This is a genomic window from Bradyrhizobium sp. SRS-191, assembly GCF_024586915.1.
GTDB lineage: Bacteria > Pseudomonadota > Alphaproteobacteria > Rhizobiales > Xanthobacteraceae > Bradyrhizobium.
In genome coordinates, this window is sequence record NZ_JANBVS010000005.1 from 166,285 (window position 1) to 181,396 (window position 15,112).

The following is a 15,112-nucleotide window of genomic DNA, read 5'->3' on the forward strand; positions in this document are numbered from 1 at the left end:
CCATAACCACCGGCCGGCGTGGTGATGGACTCTGGGTCGGCACCGCTCGTGACCGCACTGCTCGGTGGCTATGGGTCCCGGATCGGCGCGTGCCTGCGTCGCGCTTGTCCGGGACGACATTTGTGGGTGTGGCGGCCGTCATCCCATCACGCCGCCTTCGACGCTTTCGCGCCGAACTGCGCCAAGAGGCCCGCGATCTCCGAGGCCGGACGCGCCGCGCTGAACAGATAGCCCTGCACCTGGTTGCAGCCCTCCGCGCGCAGCCAGTCGAGCTGCTCCGCTGTCTCGACGCCCTCAGCCGTGGTGGTGATGTTGAGGCTCTTGCCGAGGCCGGCGATGGCGCGGACGATGGCGAGACAGTCCGAGCGCTGCGCGAGGTCCTTCACGAAGGAGCGGTCGATCTTGATCTTGTCGAACGGGAAGCTGCGGAGATAGCTGAGACTGGAATAGCCGGTGCCGAAATCATCCATCGAGATGCGGATGCCGAGCTGACGCAGCTGATGCAGCGTCGCCAGATTGGCCTCGGTCTCGGCGAGCAGGATCGACTCGGTGATCTCCAGTTCGACGCGGTCCGGCGCCAGCCCTGATTGCGCCATGGCCTGGATCACGACCTGCACCAGATTGCGGCTACGAAACTGCACCGCAGACAGGTTCACCGCGACCTTGATGCCGTCGGGCCAGGTCGCCGCCTCGCGGCAGGCCTCGCGCAGCACCCATTCGCCGAGCGGCACGATCAGGCCGATGTCTTCGGCGACCGGAATGAACTCGGCCGGCGAGATCATCCCCTTGTCTGGGTGACGCCAGCGCAGCAGGCACTCGAACGCCGAGATGGCGTTGGTCGCGACATCGACCAGCGGCTGGTAGTGCAGCTCGAACTCGGCCTGCGCAAAGGCGCGGCGCAGGTCGTGCTCCATGTCGCGCCGCTTCTGCGCCTGCAGGTCCATCTCCTTCTCGAAGAAGCGATGCACGCGGCCGCCGTCCTGCTTGGCGCGGTACAGCGCCATGTCGGCGTTCTTCATCAGCTCCTCGCAACTGACACCGTCGCGCGGCGACAGCGCGATGCCGATCGAGGCGCCGATCACGAGCTCATTGCCGTCGATGTCGTAGGGCGCGCTGAGCGCGGTGATCAGACGGGCCGCGCACTCGCTCGCATCTTCCGGGCCGGTGCCGCCGAGGATCATGGCGAACTCGTCGCCGCCCAGCCGCGCCGGCAGATGACTGCCATTGATCTGCTGCCTCAGCCGCTCCGCGACGGCCTGCAGCAGCCGGTCGCCCATCGGGTGGCCGAAGGAATCGTTGATGGTCTTGAACAGATCGAGGTCGATGCACATCACCGCGACGCGCTTGTCCGACGATGCTTTGTCCTCGAGCTTCTGCGTCAGCTGCTGCTGGAAGAACTCGCGGTTCGGCAGGCCCGTCAGGCCGTCATGATGCGCCATATAGGCGATCCGCGCCTCGGCGCGGCGGCGCTCGGTGATGTCGACGATCGCCACCAGCACGCCGTCGCGGCCGTCGAAGCTGATCTCGCGGCCATAGGTCAGCACCTCGATCTCGCTGCCGTCTGCCCTGCGGTGCCGCCAATCGCGATGGAACGGCTCGCCCTCGGCCAACCGCAACAGCGCCTCATCGAGGCTCGCCCATTCGCCCGGGAGCCACAGATCCCACACCGTCATGCGCAGCAGGTCGGCACGGCCGTAGCCGTAATGACGGGCCATCGCGTCATTGACGTTGAGGATCTGCGCGGTCGTGCGGTCGAGGATGCACATCGGCATCGGATTGGCCTCGAACAACAGCCGGAACGAGGCCTCGCGCCGCTTCAGCGCGGTCACGTCGGCAATCGTCAGCGAGACGATGTCGCCGAAGGCATGGGCGCCGAGCCTGAGGCTGCGATCGTCGCAATCCAGCTCGAACTGATCGCTGCCGCCCCGCGTCACGACCTCGACCAGCCGCGCCATCACCTCCGGCGCGCCCAGCATGTTGCCGCCCTGCTTCAGCCGGTGCCATTGCAAGGTGAGCGGCGCCAGCCTGAGCAGGTCGGCCGCCGCGCGATTGTGATGGACGACCTGGAAATCGCACGGGCTACCGGCGCTGTTGCGGATGGTCGCGAGCGAGATGACTCCGTCGTCCGTCGTGGAGAAGATCGCATCGAGCAGATTGTACTGCGCGGCGCGCTCGTTGATGTAGGCGCCGACCAGCGTGCTGCCCCAGCGCGAACCGGTCGGCAGCGCCAGCACGTCGTAGGTGCGGACCATGCCGTCGCGCACGCAATGCGCCGTCGCCAGATGCGGTTGCAGGCTCGTCAGCGCCGAATTCGCCGCCTCCGTCAATACGGTGGCGCAATCCGGCGAGACGTCGGCCACGGCGATGTCCCAGCGCTCATCCTGAAGCCATTGCTGCACGTAGCGGCCGCTGCGCGAGATCTCCAGAACGCCCTGCTCGTGCCTGAGCACGGCGACATGATCGGCGAGGCGACCGAGGCTGCCGAGCATGACGTCCTCGTAGCGCGGCAGCGTCTGGCCGGGCTTCAGCGCCGCCTGCCATTTCCGCCTGAGCACCGGGATGTCGTCGAAGAGATCGCTGCTGACCTTTTCGGACGTCGTCTTGGCGGCACTCATCGTATTCCCCACGCAGTCATCACGCTCCGCCCGCCGGCGGTTTCCGCGTACCCATGCGTCGCTTGCGTCTAATGAGTTGTAAAGGCGAGGTGCGTTCTGCAGGCCGCGCGCGAATATGACAGTTTTAAGTGGTTCCATGGTTAGTGCGCGTTAGCGACTATGACAGCGCGACGTCACGCGGGAGCGCGAGACCGTGACAAGGCGATCTCGCGGCGGAGAACCGCCCGAGCGATGCATCGGCAAGACCCTCGATCGATGTGAGGGCGCAGGGAGGACCGGACCTCGACCGAGGCCCGTGGCCCGCCTGCGGAAAAAATGCAGGCGGCAGGTACCACAGGTTCAGCCGGAAATCCGGCCCCCCCTGCGCGATGGCTTAACGGCTGCTTCGCGTTCTCCCTGGTGCGCCGGGCTTTCTGGCCACCATGCCGTGCAACGCGCTCACGCGCGTTGCACGGGTGATATCAGCTTCGGGATATCAGGACCGCGCGACTTGACCGTGCGCAGCGGATTGTTCGTCGGCGCGAGCAACCCGCGCTGCAATCCACCACGCCCACCGCTCCCCGCCCCGCGTGCCGTGACGACCGCGATACGCCCCTCATCCCGGGACGGGATGCGCGAGAGCATCGATCTGATTTGCCCGACGAGGCAAGAACTAATAAGTGCGACAAAGTAACCCGACGGGCAAAGGCAACGCCTTTTGGCGCATCATGTCGCGCATAAGCGCTTCGACATTCACCGCTGTCGTCCCGGCCTTGAGCCGGGACCCATAACCACAGGCCGCAATGAGGCGGGCAACTGGCAGCAACGTCCCTCGATAGCGTCCGCGGTATGGGTCCCTGCGTTCGCAGGGACGACACCTTGGGTGGGGATACTCTCTGCGTTCATCCACGCGACGCGGTCGCAATGATATGCTTCGCGGTGTCGCGCAACGTCCTTATCGCGCCAGCACCTCGACCTCGCCGTCGACGCCGTTGACGACGTTGAAGGAGCGCTCGAACACCTTGCCTTCGTATTTGGCGATGGCGCGGTAGTCGCCTTCGGACAGCACGACCTTGGGGAAGGCGCCGACAGATTCCTTGATCACGTCGCCGCCGGGGTTGATGACCGACCAGGCGGTGTTGGCGAGCGCCTCGCCGCCCTTGTCGGAGACCAGCTTCAAGGTGATGACCGCGGCGCGGTGCGTGACCGTAACGTCGGTGAGCTTGCTGGCCTGGACGCGAATGTCGGAGCGCACCACCGAGTTGGCGTCGCCATAGTTGGAGACGATGTAATAGGTGCCTTCGGGCAGCATCAGCATGTCGCCCGCGGCGACGTTCGGCACCAGCGGCGCGCGCTCGCGGCCGTCGAACTGGCTGCCCTTGTAGATCGCGAACGAGATCTGGTTCTGCGGAATCTTGCTGCTGCCGACCCGGCCCTCCAGCCGCAGGCCACCGGCCGGCAGGAGAAAGGATTCGCGATCGGTGTCGGTCTTCAGGCTCACCGTCCGGACGGCGCTGACGAGGCCGAGCGCGACATGGACGACGTAGTTGCCGGGCGGCAGCACGATGTTCGGCGTCGGGCCGCGATCCTCGCGCAGCATCTTGAAGGCGCCGGTCTCGTCGGGCCGGTCGGCGAAGACGCGCCAGACCAGGCCGCCATTGATGTTCGGCAGATCCTTGCCGTAACGCGCCGACAGCGACAGCACACCCTGGTTCGGTGCAGCGGGGGGAGCAGCCACCGGCGGAATGGCGGCGGGCGCGCCCGGCGGGATCGCGGCCACCGGCGGGCCCGGGATGGCCTGCGGCGCGGGCGGCGGCGGAACCACGGGACCCGCTCCGGGCCCGGAGGGCGGTGCGAGACTGACGGCAGCGCCGGGATCCGGCACCGAAGCCGGCGGAACCGGCGGCGGCCGGTCGCTGAACAGCTGCGCCTGCGCGGCGGTGAGGCCCCAGGCGGCTACAAGCGACCCGGCCACAAGACACGACAGCACCCGCGCGGGCCATCGCCGCACGCCGCACCGGACTCGGATGAAACCGCGACCACTCGTCATCCCCCTCGTTTTGACCGAAAACGGGGCAAATTCAAGCCTGTACTGAACCGATCCGGGAATCGTGGGGCGTGGCGTGCGGCTTGGCCGCGCTACGATCGTGACGACGGACATCGCAGGACCATCACATCAGCGGCATCTCATGGAGCCGTCAACCGGCATAAAGAATGCTTCTGATAGGTTCGCGCCGGAACGGTGACGGTGCGGCACGGCGTGGCGGCGGCGTCGCAGAATGGCGTATGCGTGGAGATGATGGTGCTGGATATGTTGATGGGACGCCGCCATGGCGGAACAGACGGCACGAATGTCGGACTCGGGACGATCCGCAAGCCGGTGATCGGGTTAGCGCTCGGGGGCGGCGCGGCGCGCGGCTTTGCTCATATCGGGGTGATCCGCACCCTCATGGCGCATGGCATCGTGCCCGATGTGGTCGTCGGAACCTCGATCGGCGCGGTCGTCGGCGGCGCCTATGCGGCCGGCCAGCTCGATGCGCTGGAAGAATGGGCGCGCAGCCTGCAGATGCGCAACGTGCTCGGCTATCTCGATATCCGCCTCAACGGATCCGGCCTGATCGGCGGCGAGAAGCTCGCAGCCCAGCTCGAAGCCTCGCTCGGCCGCGTCGGAATCGAGGAACTGCCGATGAAGGTCGCGACCGTGGCGACGGAGATTCGTACCGGGCACGAGATCTGGCTCACGCATGGCAGCTTGGTCGACGCGATGCGCGCCTCCTACGCCCTGCCCGGAATCTTCGCGCCGGTCCTGATCGGCGACCGCTGGCTGGTGGACGGCGCGATGGTCAATCCGGTGCCGGTGTCAGCGGCGCGCGCGCTCGGCGCCGAGATCGTGATCGCCGCCAATCTGTCGAGCGACGTGTTCACGCATTCGACGACGATCTATTCGCACGGCCAGCCGGTCGAGGTGCCGGAGACGGTGATGGAAAGCACGCCGCCGAAGCGGCGCTTCCGCAGGTTGTTCTCGCCGGAGCGTGCGGTGAAACGGCAGTTCTTCGGCGAAGGCGGCCGGCCGGGAATCTCGTCGGTGATGGTCGACGCCTTCAACATCATGCAGGACCGCATCACGCGCGCGCGGCTCGCCGGCGATCCGCCGGACCTCCTGATCTCGCCGCGCGTCGGCCAGATCGGCTGGTTCGACTTTCATCGCGCGGCCGATCTCATCGCGTTCGGCACCAAGGCGGCCGAACGCGCGCTGGATTCGATCCATGAGGCGATCGGCGGGCCGGTCACCCAACCGGCCGGAGCACCGGCGCCGACCGGCGGAGCGCCTACGCCGTCTTGATGTACTGGCGCAGCGCTTCCTGCTCGGTCTCGTATTCCTGGACGCGCCACTTTACGACGTCGCCGATCGAGATCAGTCCGACCACGAGGCCGCCTTCGATCACCGGCAGATGGCGGAACTTGCCGTTGGTCATCGTCTCCATGAGCGAGGCCACCGTGTCGGCCGGCTTGCAGCTGACGACCCGGCGCGTCATCACGTCCGAGACCGGCTCGGTGAGGACGGATGCGCCGCGCTCGCCCAGCGCGCGCACGATGTCGCGCTCGGAGAGAATGCCCTCCATCCGCGAGCCCGACATCACCAGCACCGCGCCGATCTTGCGGTCGGCGAGCAGCCTGGCGGCGTCGGCAAGTGAGGTCTGAGGGTCGACGCTCTCGACCTGATGGCCCTTGATGTCGAGGATCGCACGTACTGTCATTGCTCGTCTCCTTGAGAGGCCGATGCGCCTTCTTGAGCGAGGCGTCGTTGCGGCCGATGCCTGCAGAAGTCTTCAGTTCAAGCGAGTTCGATCGTCACGCGTGCCAATCAACAATTGGCCGCTCGACAGTTGGCAAATGCACCAGTCGCGTTCTGGTTGCAGTGCGCTCGGCAGGCCGGCGGATGGCCTTCAAAAACGGCCTGCCTTATTTGCCCGGAATCGTGTTCCGGTTGCATAGGGTGCAAATGATGAATGAAATCACCCGCGCCCGCAAGCGCAGTTGAGCGGCAACTAACTGTCGACCGGCTCCGACGGCAACGCAGGTGCAGCATCTTCACGCACATGCGGGATCGGATCGAACAGCGCAAACAGCACCAGTCCGGCGAGGAAGCCGCCGATATGCGCCTGCCAGGCGACATCGGCGCCGTCAGCACCCGGCGTGAGGCCAAAGGCGCCGAACAGGATATTGACGCCGAACCACACGCCAAGAAAACCGAGCACCCGCGGATTGCGCAGCGCACGCGACAGCGACAGCGCCGGCACCTTCGCCGCCGCATCGGCATCGCCGCGACCGAACGATAGGAACCCGCCGCGCACGAAGGCAAAGCGCATCGCCGCCGCCATCGCGCCGGACACCGAGGCCGAGGCGCCGATCATCGGCGCCAGCGCATGCTCATGGGTGACGAGATGGGCAAGCGCGCCCGCCGCCGCCGTCACCGCCATGAACAGATAGAACCTCATGGCGCCGAAGCGGCGCGCCAGCGCGCTGCCGAACGGCAGCAGCCACAGCACGTTGAAGCCGATATGCGTCAGATTGGCATGCAGCAGCGAGTAGCTGACGAAGGTCCAGATCTTGGCCGGCGTGCCGCCCGGAAACGCGCCGTCGAGCAGCGTCTGGTCGTATCGTTTCGGGACAAAGGCGAACAGGTCCATGATCCAGCCGTCCCATTCCTCGGGCAGCAGCACGCGCAGATGGATCACGGCGATCAGAGCGATATAGGCCGTCAGTGCGCCCGGCAGGTTCAGGACCGGCTCGCGCGCAGCCTGCCGCGGCGGATCTTGGGTGACGTCTGACGGAGAATCCAACGGGCCGCACGCCTTCGACGAGAGGAACAGATCTGTCAGATAGGCGGCTTTGGCGGATCTGTGCAAGCGCACACATGCAGAGTTGATGTGCGGCCTGATGGCCCCGAAAACGACGGCGATCCGGAAAAGAAAAGAGGGAGAGCCCTGAGAAAGCTCTCCCTCGTGAGATCCGCCGGTTTGTTTGCGCGTCCGGAGAGCCCGGGGTTATTTTTCCCCACCCCTCCCCGTCGCGACGACCGGACTTGTTTGACGCCGCCTTCGTGTACCTCTACCGGTCGCGGCGGACCTCGTCCGGCCGCGATGGCATGAACGCTTTTTTAACGATCCCGTGGCCGCCGCCAAGCACATCGTTAATTTAACCTTAACGCGCGGAAGCTCGGGGTAAGACCGGCACGATCGCACCATCGGCATGGACGCTGCACAGCCCCTCCTGCACAAACAACCAGGGAGGCGCCTGGACGAAAGCGGGACAGCGATGTCCTGACAACGTCGAGGGCGCGAGGGGTCTATCCGATGAAACATCCGTCCAATCGCGAGCTCTTCGCCTATTGGAACGACAGACGCGGCCATGCGAAGGCGCCGGAGCGCGGCGACTTCGAGCCGTCGGCCGTGCGCGAGCTGCTCGGCGACATCTTCGTGCTGTCCTGCGATCCCGACAGCGGCTTTCCGTTCCGGATGGCCGGCACGCGGCTTTGCGCCCTGCTCGGCGGCGACGTGAAGGACAAGAGCTTCGCCGCGCAGTTCTCGTCCGCCAGCCGCTACGAGATCGAAGAGATCGCGTCGGTGGTCTGCGAGGAGACGCTTCCCGCCATCGCCGGCGTGACGGCTGTGGCGCCCGATCGCACAACCGCGCATTTCGAGCTGTTGCTTTTGCCGTTCGCCATGCGCGCGCATGAGCCGATCAGCCTCACCGGCCTGCTCGCCCCGTTCGAGACGCCGCAGGGCGCGCTCGGGCCATTGGAGATGGTGTCGTGGCGCTACATCCATCCGCCCGTCCAGCCGATCGTGCCGCGCGCGCTGCGCAAGCTGGCACTCGCCCGCGGCCTGATGGTGTATGAGGGCTTGCGCTGATCGCCCGTCGCCTCCCGCGACGCGCGAACAACATGAACGCGCGCGGCGCTGCGATAACGCTGAATTAACCGTGCAGCATTTAGTTTCGTTGCTGGATCGTCCGGTCCTGTAAAGAGCCGGCTTTGAGTGGCGAAACATGGCGTTGCCGAACATCAAACAATCTCTTCCGGCCGCCGAGGAGCGCCGCCGTTTCCAGCGGGTCAAGGTCCACCTGCTCGGCCGCTACATGCTGCCGGATCGCCGTGAGTTTCCCTGTCAGGTGATCAACATGTCGCCCGGCGGCCTGGCGCTGCTGGCGCCCGGCATCGGCAATGTCGGCGACCGCGTGATCGCCTATCTCGACCATATCGGCCGCGTCGAGGGCAAGATCACCCGCATCATCGACAACGGCTTCGCGATGACGATCGGCGCCACCGCCCGCAAGCGCGACAAGCTCGCCGCACAGCTGACCTGGCTCGCCAACCGCGACATCCTCAATCTGCCGGAGGATCGCCGCCACGACCGTATCATCCCGCGCAACCCGATCGCGGTGCTGACGCTCGAGGACGGCACCAAGATGACCTGCCGCATCATCGACATGTCGCTGTCGGGCGCGGCCATCGCAGCCGAGACCAAGCCGGCGATGAAATCGCAGGTCATGCTCGGCCGGGTGCAGGCGCGCGTGGTGCGAAATCTCGAAGGCGGCTTCGCCATCGAGTTCGTGCATCCGCAGCTCGCCGAAACGCTCGAAGAGAGCGTTACCGCGCGGTAAAGCCGCAGGTCCCTCAAATCCCGCAACTTCACGGAGCACACGGCGTCCGCCATCGCGGGCGCCGTGTTGCGTTCGGCGACCGCACGCTGCATCCGGCGCAGTTAATGTACCGCCTGAAAAGCGCTGCCGAGCCTGCAACGACAGCGGTTCCCGCCTTAATGCGGCGCATTTGAATCAACCCCGATCGATTCAAATTTTAAGCGAATTCGATTCAACAAGGATTCAAATTAGCGCCTTGTTTGAATTGGGTTTTCGTCAAATCCATCGTGGCGATTTAGCGGCAGCGAAAAATCTTTGTGAGACACATGGTCCCAACGAAAACGGGGGCCAAAATGGTCAAGCGGACGGGACAGGCAAAGGGATTGGCGGTCGCAGCCTTCCTGATGGCGATGGGGACGATGGCGCATGCCGGTGATGACCGGGTGCTCTATGCGAGCCTGGGCGACACGACGCGGGCGCCGATCGGTTGGATCGAGTTCTGCACCGAGACTCCCGAGGAATGCCGCGGCGGCGCGTCGCAGCCCCGCGACATCGTGCTGTCCCAGACCGCCTGGCGCGATCTGCTAAAGGTCAATCGCTGGGTCAACGAGAACGTCAAGCCCATCACCGACATGGACCATTGGGGCGTGGTCGAGAAATGGTCGCTGCCGACAGACGGCTACGGCGACTGCGAGGATTATGTGCTGCTGAAGCGCAAACTGCTGATCGATGCCGGCTGGCCCCGCGAGGCGTTGCTGATCACGGTGGTGCGCGACAAGAAGGGTGAAGGACACGCCGTCCTCACCGTGAAGACCGACAAGGGCGAATACGTGCTCGACAATCAGAACGAGAACGTCGTCGCCTGGACCGAGACCGGCTACCGCTTCGTCAAGCGGCAGTCGCAGAGCGACCCGAACGTCTGGGTCTCGCTCGGCGACGGTCGCCCGGCAGTGGCCACCGCCAGCGCCAGATAGCGCTGAGAGAGGCGAAACAGGAATTCGAGTTACGCGACCCGGTCACATCCCCACCCCTCCCCGTCCCAGACCGGTTCGCGCGCGGCCAGCTCTCCCCCAAGAGCTGGCCGCACCTTTTTGGAGACGGCCCGAAAAAAGCGCGATTCCAACGGGCTCCAGCGACAACCGGAAACCACCCCGAAGCTCGCGACGTTTGGCGCATCCCGCATGGCCCGGCCAACTCGGCTGCCCGCCCGGGTGAAAACCACGAAACTGTGCGGCAGGCGATCGTTTTGCTCGCATGCGCCCGCAAAGTCCCGCTGCCTGGGGTTGCCACCTCCGCGGAGCGCCGTAAGGCTCTGGCCTTGCGAGGTCCAAAATTCTTCCTGACCTGGCCCAAGGATTCCGCTGTTCCGTTCGTCTCAAGGGGTGAATGCCGGGAAAATCTCTTTCCCAGTGTCCGGTGTATGGGTGGAACGACGATGGGAGCGATAGGGCACATGCGATCGCCGTCCTGGACGGGACTGGACGAGGGGCCGGGTGACCGTCCCGGTTGTCTTGCTCAATCCCGTCGGCCCTGAGGAAAGGACATGGAGGGCGTCATTCAGCGCGTGACAGCAGAGGTGACTGAGCCGTCGGGCAGCGACGCCACGGATGACGACCTCGTCTGTCTGGCCACGCAGGGCAACCGGGCCGCGTTCGAAGCCTTGTTGCGGCGTCACTACGACCTCATGCACCGCGTTGCCTGGCGCATGACCGGCTCCCGGACGGACGCGCAGGACATCTGCCAGGATGTCTGCTGCGCGCTCGTGGAGCGGATCGCTTCCTTCAGGGGGGACGCCAAGTTCACGACCTGGCTGATCGGAATCGTCCGCAACGCCTGTCATGATCACCATCGGCGCCATTCGACGTTGGCGCGCCTGAAACGCCACCTCGCCTTGCTTGCGCGAATGGCGGCGCTGCCCGATGGCAGGGATCTCTTTCGTCGCAGCTGGCTCGCGAGCGAGCTGGCGCAGCTTTCGCCGCTGCTGCGCGAGACGGTCGTGCTTGTGGTCGGCGAAGGCATGACCCACGCGGAGGCGGCGACGGCCCTCGGTGTCTCCGAGTCGACGATCTCCGGCCGCATGCACGAGGTGAGGCGACGAGCGAGTCTCGCGAAGGACATCAGCGATGAGTTCTGATCCCGACATCACGCGTTTGCCCGCCTCCCCGCCGCCCCCGCCGGACGCGCGTGACGCGGCCGTGCAACAGGCGCTGCTGCGCTTCGATCGAAAAAGCGCCGCAACCGCCCAAGGAATCTCGACCGACATCCGTCTCATCGAGCGAACTGCCGCGTCCCTGCGGCCGTCACGCGAGAGGCCTGTCATGAAGCGAACGCGATATCTCCTGGCTGCCAGCCTGGCCTGCCTTGTTGTCGGATCGGGCGCCTATCTCCATCTCATTCGGTCACCGCAGGTGGCGCAATTCGCTCCGCCCCTCCAACCGAGGGTGGCGAGCAACGAGGCCGCTCAGGCTGAGCCGACGGTGCAAGCAAAGAAGGAAAGCGAAAGCCAGGCCCAGCCGCAAACGCAAATCCCAACCGCCACTCCGGCCGCAAAGCCCAACCCGGAAGCCGCCGCGCCCTCGGCAGCCGCGGCGCCGCCTCCCGCCACGCCGCATGTGGAAGATCGGATCCTCAGCCGGGTGGCTCCGCAGGCGCCTGCCGCGACCGACCGGGTGCAGGGCTTCATGCCGGGGACGCCGTCGCCCTATTCCGCTCGGAGCCGCGGGGACTACAGGACCGATGACGGATTCAACCGCGCGTCGCCGCCAGCCTTTGCCCAGCAGATGGCGCCGGCCGAAAGCCTACCCGACCACACACAGCGCGAGCGCGTCTTTGGTGCCGCCGAGCCTGCCGGCCGCGACAAGTTCGCGAATGCGCCGGAAAACGCCTTCCAGATCGCGCGCGATGCACCGGTCTCGACATTCTCCATCGATGTCGATACGGCGTCGTACGCATTCGTCCGCGCACAGCTCAACCGCAATGTCCTGCCGCCGGCCGCGTCCGTTCGGACCGAGGAGCTGATCAACTACTTTCCCTATGACTATGAAGCGCCGGCATCGGCGGACGAGCCGTTCCGGGCCAATGTTGCCGTGTTTCCGAACCCTTGGGCGGAAGGCCGCAAACTCATGCGCATCGGCATCAAGGGTTATGCGCTGCAACAGACAAACCGGCCGCGCGCGAATCTCGTTTTCCTGATCGATACCTCGGGCTCGATGCAGCCGCAAAACCGGTTGCCACTCGTGAAACAGTCGCTCGCCATGCTCGTGACCCAGTTGCAACCTGAGGACCGCATCGCGATCGTGACCTATGCGGGAAATGCCGGCACGGCGCTTGAACCCACGTCCGTATCCGAGAAGGCGAAAATCCTGACAACGATCGATCGGCTCGAGGCGGGCGGCAGCACGGCGGGCGCCGAAGGCATCCGCCATGCCTATGCGCTTGCGGAGCAGAACTTCGACGCCAGCGGCGTCAACCGCGTCATCCTCGCCACCGACGGCGACTTTAACGTCGGGATTACGAACAGGGACGAGTTGAAGGGGTTTGTCGAACGGCAGCGCGAGAAGGGCATTTTCCTGTCCATCCTTGGCGTTGGCATGGGCAACTACAACGACGCGCTGGCGCAGACGCTGGCACAGAATGGCAACGGCGTCGCCGCTTACATCGATACGATCAACGAGGCGCGCAAGGTGCTGGTCGAAGAAGCAAGTTCGACGCTGTTTCCGATCGGCAAGGATGTGAAGATCCAGGTCGAGTTCAATCCCGCAGCCGTCGCCGAATATCGGCTCATCGGCTACGAGACGCGACTTCTCAATCGTGACGATTTCACGAACGACAAGGTCGACGCTGGCGACGTCGGCTCGGGGCAAACCGTGACGGCGCTCTACGACATCGTGCCTGTCGGCGGGCCTCGAACGGTCGACGATCTCAGATACGGGGCGCGGGCCGCGGCGAGCGGCGCTCCGTCGCCGGCCGAATATGCCTTTGTCAAGATCCGTTACAAGCTGCCGCGATCCGATCGAAGCGTGGTGATCAGCACACCCGTCGATCGCGGGTCCGAAAGCGCTCGCTTCGAGGAGGCGCCACTCGATGCCCGCTTTGCAACCAGTGTCGCCGCGTTCGGCGAGATTCTGCGTGGTGGAAAGCATACCGGCCAGTTCGGCTACGACGACGTGCTGCGTATCGCCTCCGCAGCACGCGGAGACGATCCTTACGCCTATCGCGCCGAGTTCCTTCAGTTGGTGCGCGCGGCCAAAACCGCGAGCGCAATGCAGCCACTGCGACCTTGATGGATCTGCGATTCTCGACCACGGCATCGGTGCGCAACTTGCGACCCGCGCAGGCGAAAAGCGTCAGGCGAATGAAACTCGCCAACGCCGTCGAGCGCGGCCAGGCCTCCCCCAAGGTCTGGCCGCACCTTTTTTAGGCCTTGCTTTGACGATATCTTCCTGGCGGGGCGCGGCGGATCGCCGGCCAACCTTGTTTTCCCTCGACCGTCGGGTTTAGGTTGTCGGCATGATGATGATCCTGCGAAGCGCGGCGCTCGTGGCTGCGGCCCTGACCCTTTCGAACTGCTGCATGTCCGGCACCGGTTGCTCGGGCCCGCTGGCCTCGGCCGGCACGCCGGCGATGGCCGCCGCAACACCGGGTGCCACACCCGCCGCGATGACGGCACCGCAGGCGGCGACAGCCATCGCCGACTGGGACGGACGCGTCGCCTCCTCGGAGGCCGATACCGACATGGTGATGGAGCCCGACATCGGCGCCGCTCCCCGCAAGACCGGCAAGCGCCGTGGCGACTCGCGCGTCGACGCGATGTCCTCGCAGTCGAGCACGGGCACGCGCGGCCGGATGAGTTGGGAGGAGGAACAGGCGGCCGACCTCGCCGACGAGGCTCGCCTCAAGCAGAAGCTCAATATCTGCCGGAACTGCAACACGACCCAGTAACCCTCTGACCCGTCTCGGGTTCAGCACCTTGCCCGGGACCGGCCGACGGCTGGCCGGCGCGACCGGCCGGGAGTTTGCCGGCGGCGTTTTTGCGGCTTGCCGGCCTCGTTTTCGTCAGATTTGCTAATAAAGTCCGGTGGTCGGGATCGGCCTCCCACGGCATGCGTTTTGCTGCTTATGGGCTGCTCCTGCCGAGCATGCCTTTTTCCGCCGCTCCAATTTTCGGAACGGCCTTCCGAAGCTTTTTGGTTAGGGTGGTTTCGTGATGGATCCGGTGACGCGCGACACCAGACGTTATCTCGAGAAGTCCGGCGCCAGCGCCGTCAAGAGCTCGCAGCCGATCGCGCTCGCCGCGGCCACCCTGCTCGTGCTGGTCGCGGGCATCGGCGGCATCCTGCTGTGGCGCGCCTATGGCGGTTCACCGGTCGAGCCCGAGCGCGGCGCGGTGACTCGGCAGTTGCAGGCGCGGACGGCTCAGGCCTCCGAGCAATTGGTGGAGAAGACCAAGGGGCTGGAGGCCAGCCAGCAGGAATCGATCGACCAGCTGCAGATGATGCAGGAGCAGCTGCAGAGCATGCGCCAGCTTCTCGCGGCCCAGCAGGCCGACACCAAGCGTCTTGCCGAGCAGGTCTCGACGATGAAGGAGTCGATCGACGGCCTGCGCCAATCCTTCGCCAGCACGCAATCCTCCGAGCAGGCCTCGCCGCCGCCGCGCAATCGCAGCATCCGTGCGCGCGCTCATGCGAACCGCAGCGGACACCGGCATCGCCGCAGCCGCGGTTAGTCGTTAGTCGTAGGAGCTGTACAATCCCTGCCGAAAATTCCCGGTGGCTTGTGAAGTGCTTCACATAGCGAGCCGTGGATTCGGGCCATCTTGTGATCACCGGATGGCGAGCCAATTTCAGGATGGCGCAGGGCCAATTTCAATCCGG

The 15,112-nt window shown here is 65.6% G+C and carries 13 protein-coding genes; 9 read left to right on the forward strand and 4 right to left on the reverse strand.

What is annotated here, in order from left to right; translation table 11 throughout:
* Positions 1 to 146: 146 nt before the first annotated feature.
* Entirely contained in the window at positions 147 to 2,615 is a 2,469-nt protein-coding gene (locus NLR35_RS11515; RefSeq protein ID WP_257166652.1) for a bifunctional diguanylate cyclase/phosphodiesterase, read from the reverse strand.
* A gap of 934 nt (positions 2,616 to 3,549) precedes the next feature.
* Positions 3,550 to 4,644, reverse strand: a complete 1,095-nt coding sequence (locus NLR35_RS11520; RefSeq protein WP_257166653.1) for a hypothetical protein — start codon at positions 4,642 to 4,644, stop codon at positions 3,550 to 3,552.
* A 252-nt stretch (positions 4,645 to 4,896) separates the two neighbouring features.
* On the opposite strand from NLR35_RS11520, the gene NLR35_RS11525 reads away from it, so the two are divergent.
* Positions 4,897 to 5,937: a patatin-like phospholipase family protein gene (locus tag NLR35_RS11525; RefSeq protein ID WP_257166654.1), complete on the forward strand. Its 1,041-nt coding sequence runs from the start codon at positions 4,897 to 4,899 to the stop codon at positions 5,935 to 5,937.
* Here NLR35_RS11525 and NLR35_RS11530 read toward each other — a convergent pair.
* On the reverse strand, positions 5,924 to 6,352 hold the full coding sequence (locus NLR35_RS11530) for a CBS domain-containing protein (protein ID WP_257166655.1): 429 nt from the start codon (positions 6,350 to 6,352) through the stop codon (positions 5,924 to 5,926). The genes NLR35_RS11525 and NLR35_RS11530 overlap by 14 nt on opposite strands.
* Before the next feature lie 32 nt (positions 6,353 to 6,384).
* Between NLR35_RS11530 and NLR35_RS11535 the strand changes: the two genes are divergently transcribed.
* Complete coding sequence (locus NLR35_RS11535) at positions 6,385 to 6,636, forward strand: hypothetical protein (RefSeq protein ID WP_257166656.1); 252 nt, start codon at positions 6,385 to 6,387, stop codon at positions 6,634 to 6,636.
* Positions 6,637 to 6,643: 7 nt separating this feature from the next.
* Here the strand turns inward: NLR35_RS11535 and NLR35_RS11540 are convergent, their stop codons facing one another.
* Positions 6,644 to 7,438, reverse strand: a complete 795-nt coding sequence (locus tag NLR35_RS11540) for a rhomboid family intramembrane serine protease (RefSeq protein ID WP_257166657.1) — start codon at positions 7,436 to 7,438, stop codon at positions 6,644 to 6,646.
* A gap of 513 nt (positions 7,439 to 7,951) precedes the next feature.
* Here NLR35_RS11540 and NLR35_RS11545 point away from each other — a divergent pair.
* The 7 genes from NLR35_RS11545 (at position 7,952) to NLR35_RS11575 (ending at position 14,964) form a co-directional block, all read left to right on the forward strand.
* A complete protein-coding gene (locus NLR35_RS11545) occupies positions 7,952 to 8,509 on the forward strand; it encodes a PAS domain-containing protein (RefSeq protein ID WP_257166658.1) in 558 nt (185 codons plus the stop codon).
* Between the two features lie 136 nt (positions 8,510 to 8,645).
* Complete coding sequence (locus NLR35_RS11550; protein WP_257166659.1) at positions 8,646 to 9,260, forward strand: PilZ domain-containing protein; 615 nt, start codon at positions 8,646 to 8,648, stop codon at positions 9,258 to 9,260.
* A 332-nt stretch (positions 9,261 to 9,592) separates the two neighbouring features.
* Positions 9,593 to 10,213, forward strand: coding sequence for a transglutaminase-like cysteine peptidase (locus NLR35_RS11555; protein ID WP_257166660.1), 621 nt, complete (start codon positions 9,593 to 9,595; stop codon positions 10,211 to 10,213).
* A 569-nt stretch (positions 10,214 to 10,782) separates the two neighbouring features.
* A complete protein-coding gene (locus tag NLR35_RS11560) occupies positions 10,783 to 11,373 on the forward strand; it encodes an RNA polymerase sigma factor (RefSeq protein WP_257166661.1) in 591 nt (196 codons plus the stop codon).
* Positions 11,363 to 13,522: a VWA domain-containing protein gene (locus NLR35_RS11565; protein ID WP_257166662.1), complete on the forward strand. Its 2,160-nt coding sequence runs from the start codon at positions 11,363 to 11,365 to the stop codon at positions 13,520 to 13,522. Before NLR35_RS11560 ends, NLR35_RS11565 begins: the two co-directional genes overlap by 11 nt.
* Before the next feature lie 226 nt (positions 13,523 to 13,748).
* Positions 13,749 to 14,180 (forward strand): hypothetical protein, encoded by a 432-nt coding sequence (locus NLR35_RS11570; protein ID WP_257166663.1) that lies wholly within the window; start codon positions 13,749 to 13,751, stop codon positions 14,178 to 14,180.
* 265 nt (positions 14,181 to 14,445) lie between these two features.
* The gene (locus NLR35_RS11575) at positions 14,446 to 14,964 is read left to right on the forward strand and encodes a hypothetical protein (RefSeq protein ID WP_257166664.1); all 519 of its coding nucleotides are present in this window, start codon (positions 14,446 to 14,448) and stop codon (positions 14,962 to 14,964) included.
* Positions 14,965 to 15,112 lie beyond the last annotated feature (148 nt).

What these genes read in the sequence shown, in the direction of transcription:
- NLR35_RS11515 (WP_257166652.1), bottom strand. Translation starts at nt 2,615, where the DNA reads ATGAGTGCCGCCAAGACGACGTCCGAAAAGGTCAGCAGCGATCTCTTC.
- NLR35_RS11520 (WP_257166653.1), bottom strand. Translation starts at nt 4,644, where the DNA reads ATGACGAGTGGTCGCGGTTTCATCCGAGTCCGGTGCGGCGTGCGGCGA.
- NLR35_RS11530 (WP_257166655.1), bottom strand. Translation starts at nt 6,352, where the DNA reads ATGACAGTACGTGCGATCCTCGACATCAAGGGCCATCAGGTCGAGAGC.
- NLR35_RS11545 (WP_257166658.1), top strand. Translation starts at nt 7,952, where the DNA reads ATGAAACATCCGTCCAATCGCGAGCTCTTCGCCTATTGGAACGACAGA.
- NLR35_RS11550 (WP_257166659.1), top strand. Translation starts at nt 8,646, where the DNA reads ATGGCGTTGCCGAACATCAAACAATCTCTTCCGGCCGCCGAGGAGCGC.
- NLR35_RS11555 (WP_257166660.1), top strand. Translation starts at nt 9,593, where the DNA reads ATGGTCAAGCGGACGGGACAGGCAAAGGGATTGGCGGTCGCAGCCTTC.
- NLR35_RS11560 (WP_257166661.1), top strand. Translation starts at nt 10,783, where the DNA reads ATGGAGGGCGTCATTCAGCGCGTGACAGCAGAGGTGACTGAGCCGTCG.
- NLR35_RS11565 (WP_257166662.1), top strand. Translation starts at nt 11,363, where the DNA reads ATGAGTTCTGATCCCGACATCACGCGTTTGCCCGCCTCCCCGCCGCCC.
- NLR35_RS11570 (WP_257166663.1), top strand. Translation starts at nt 13,749, where the DNA reads ATGATGATGATCCTGCGAAGCGCGGCGCTCGTGGCTGCGGCCCTGACC.
- NLR35_RS11575 (WP_257166664.1), top strand. Translation starts at nt 14,446, where the DNA reads ATGGATCCGGTGACGCGCGACACCAGACGTTATCTCGAGAAGTCCGGC.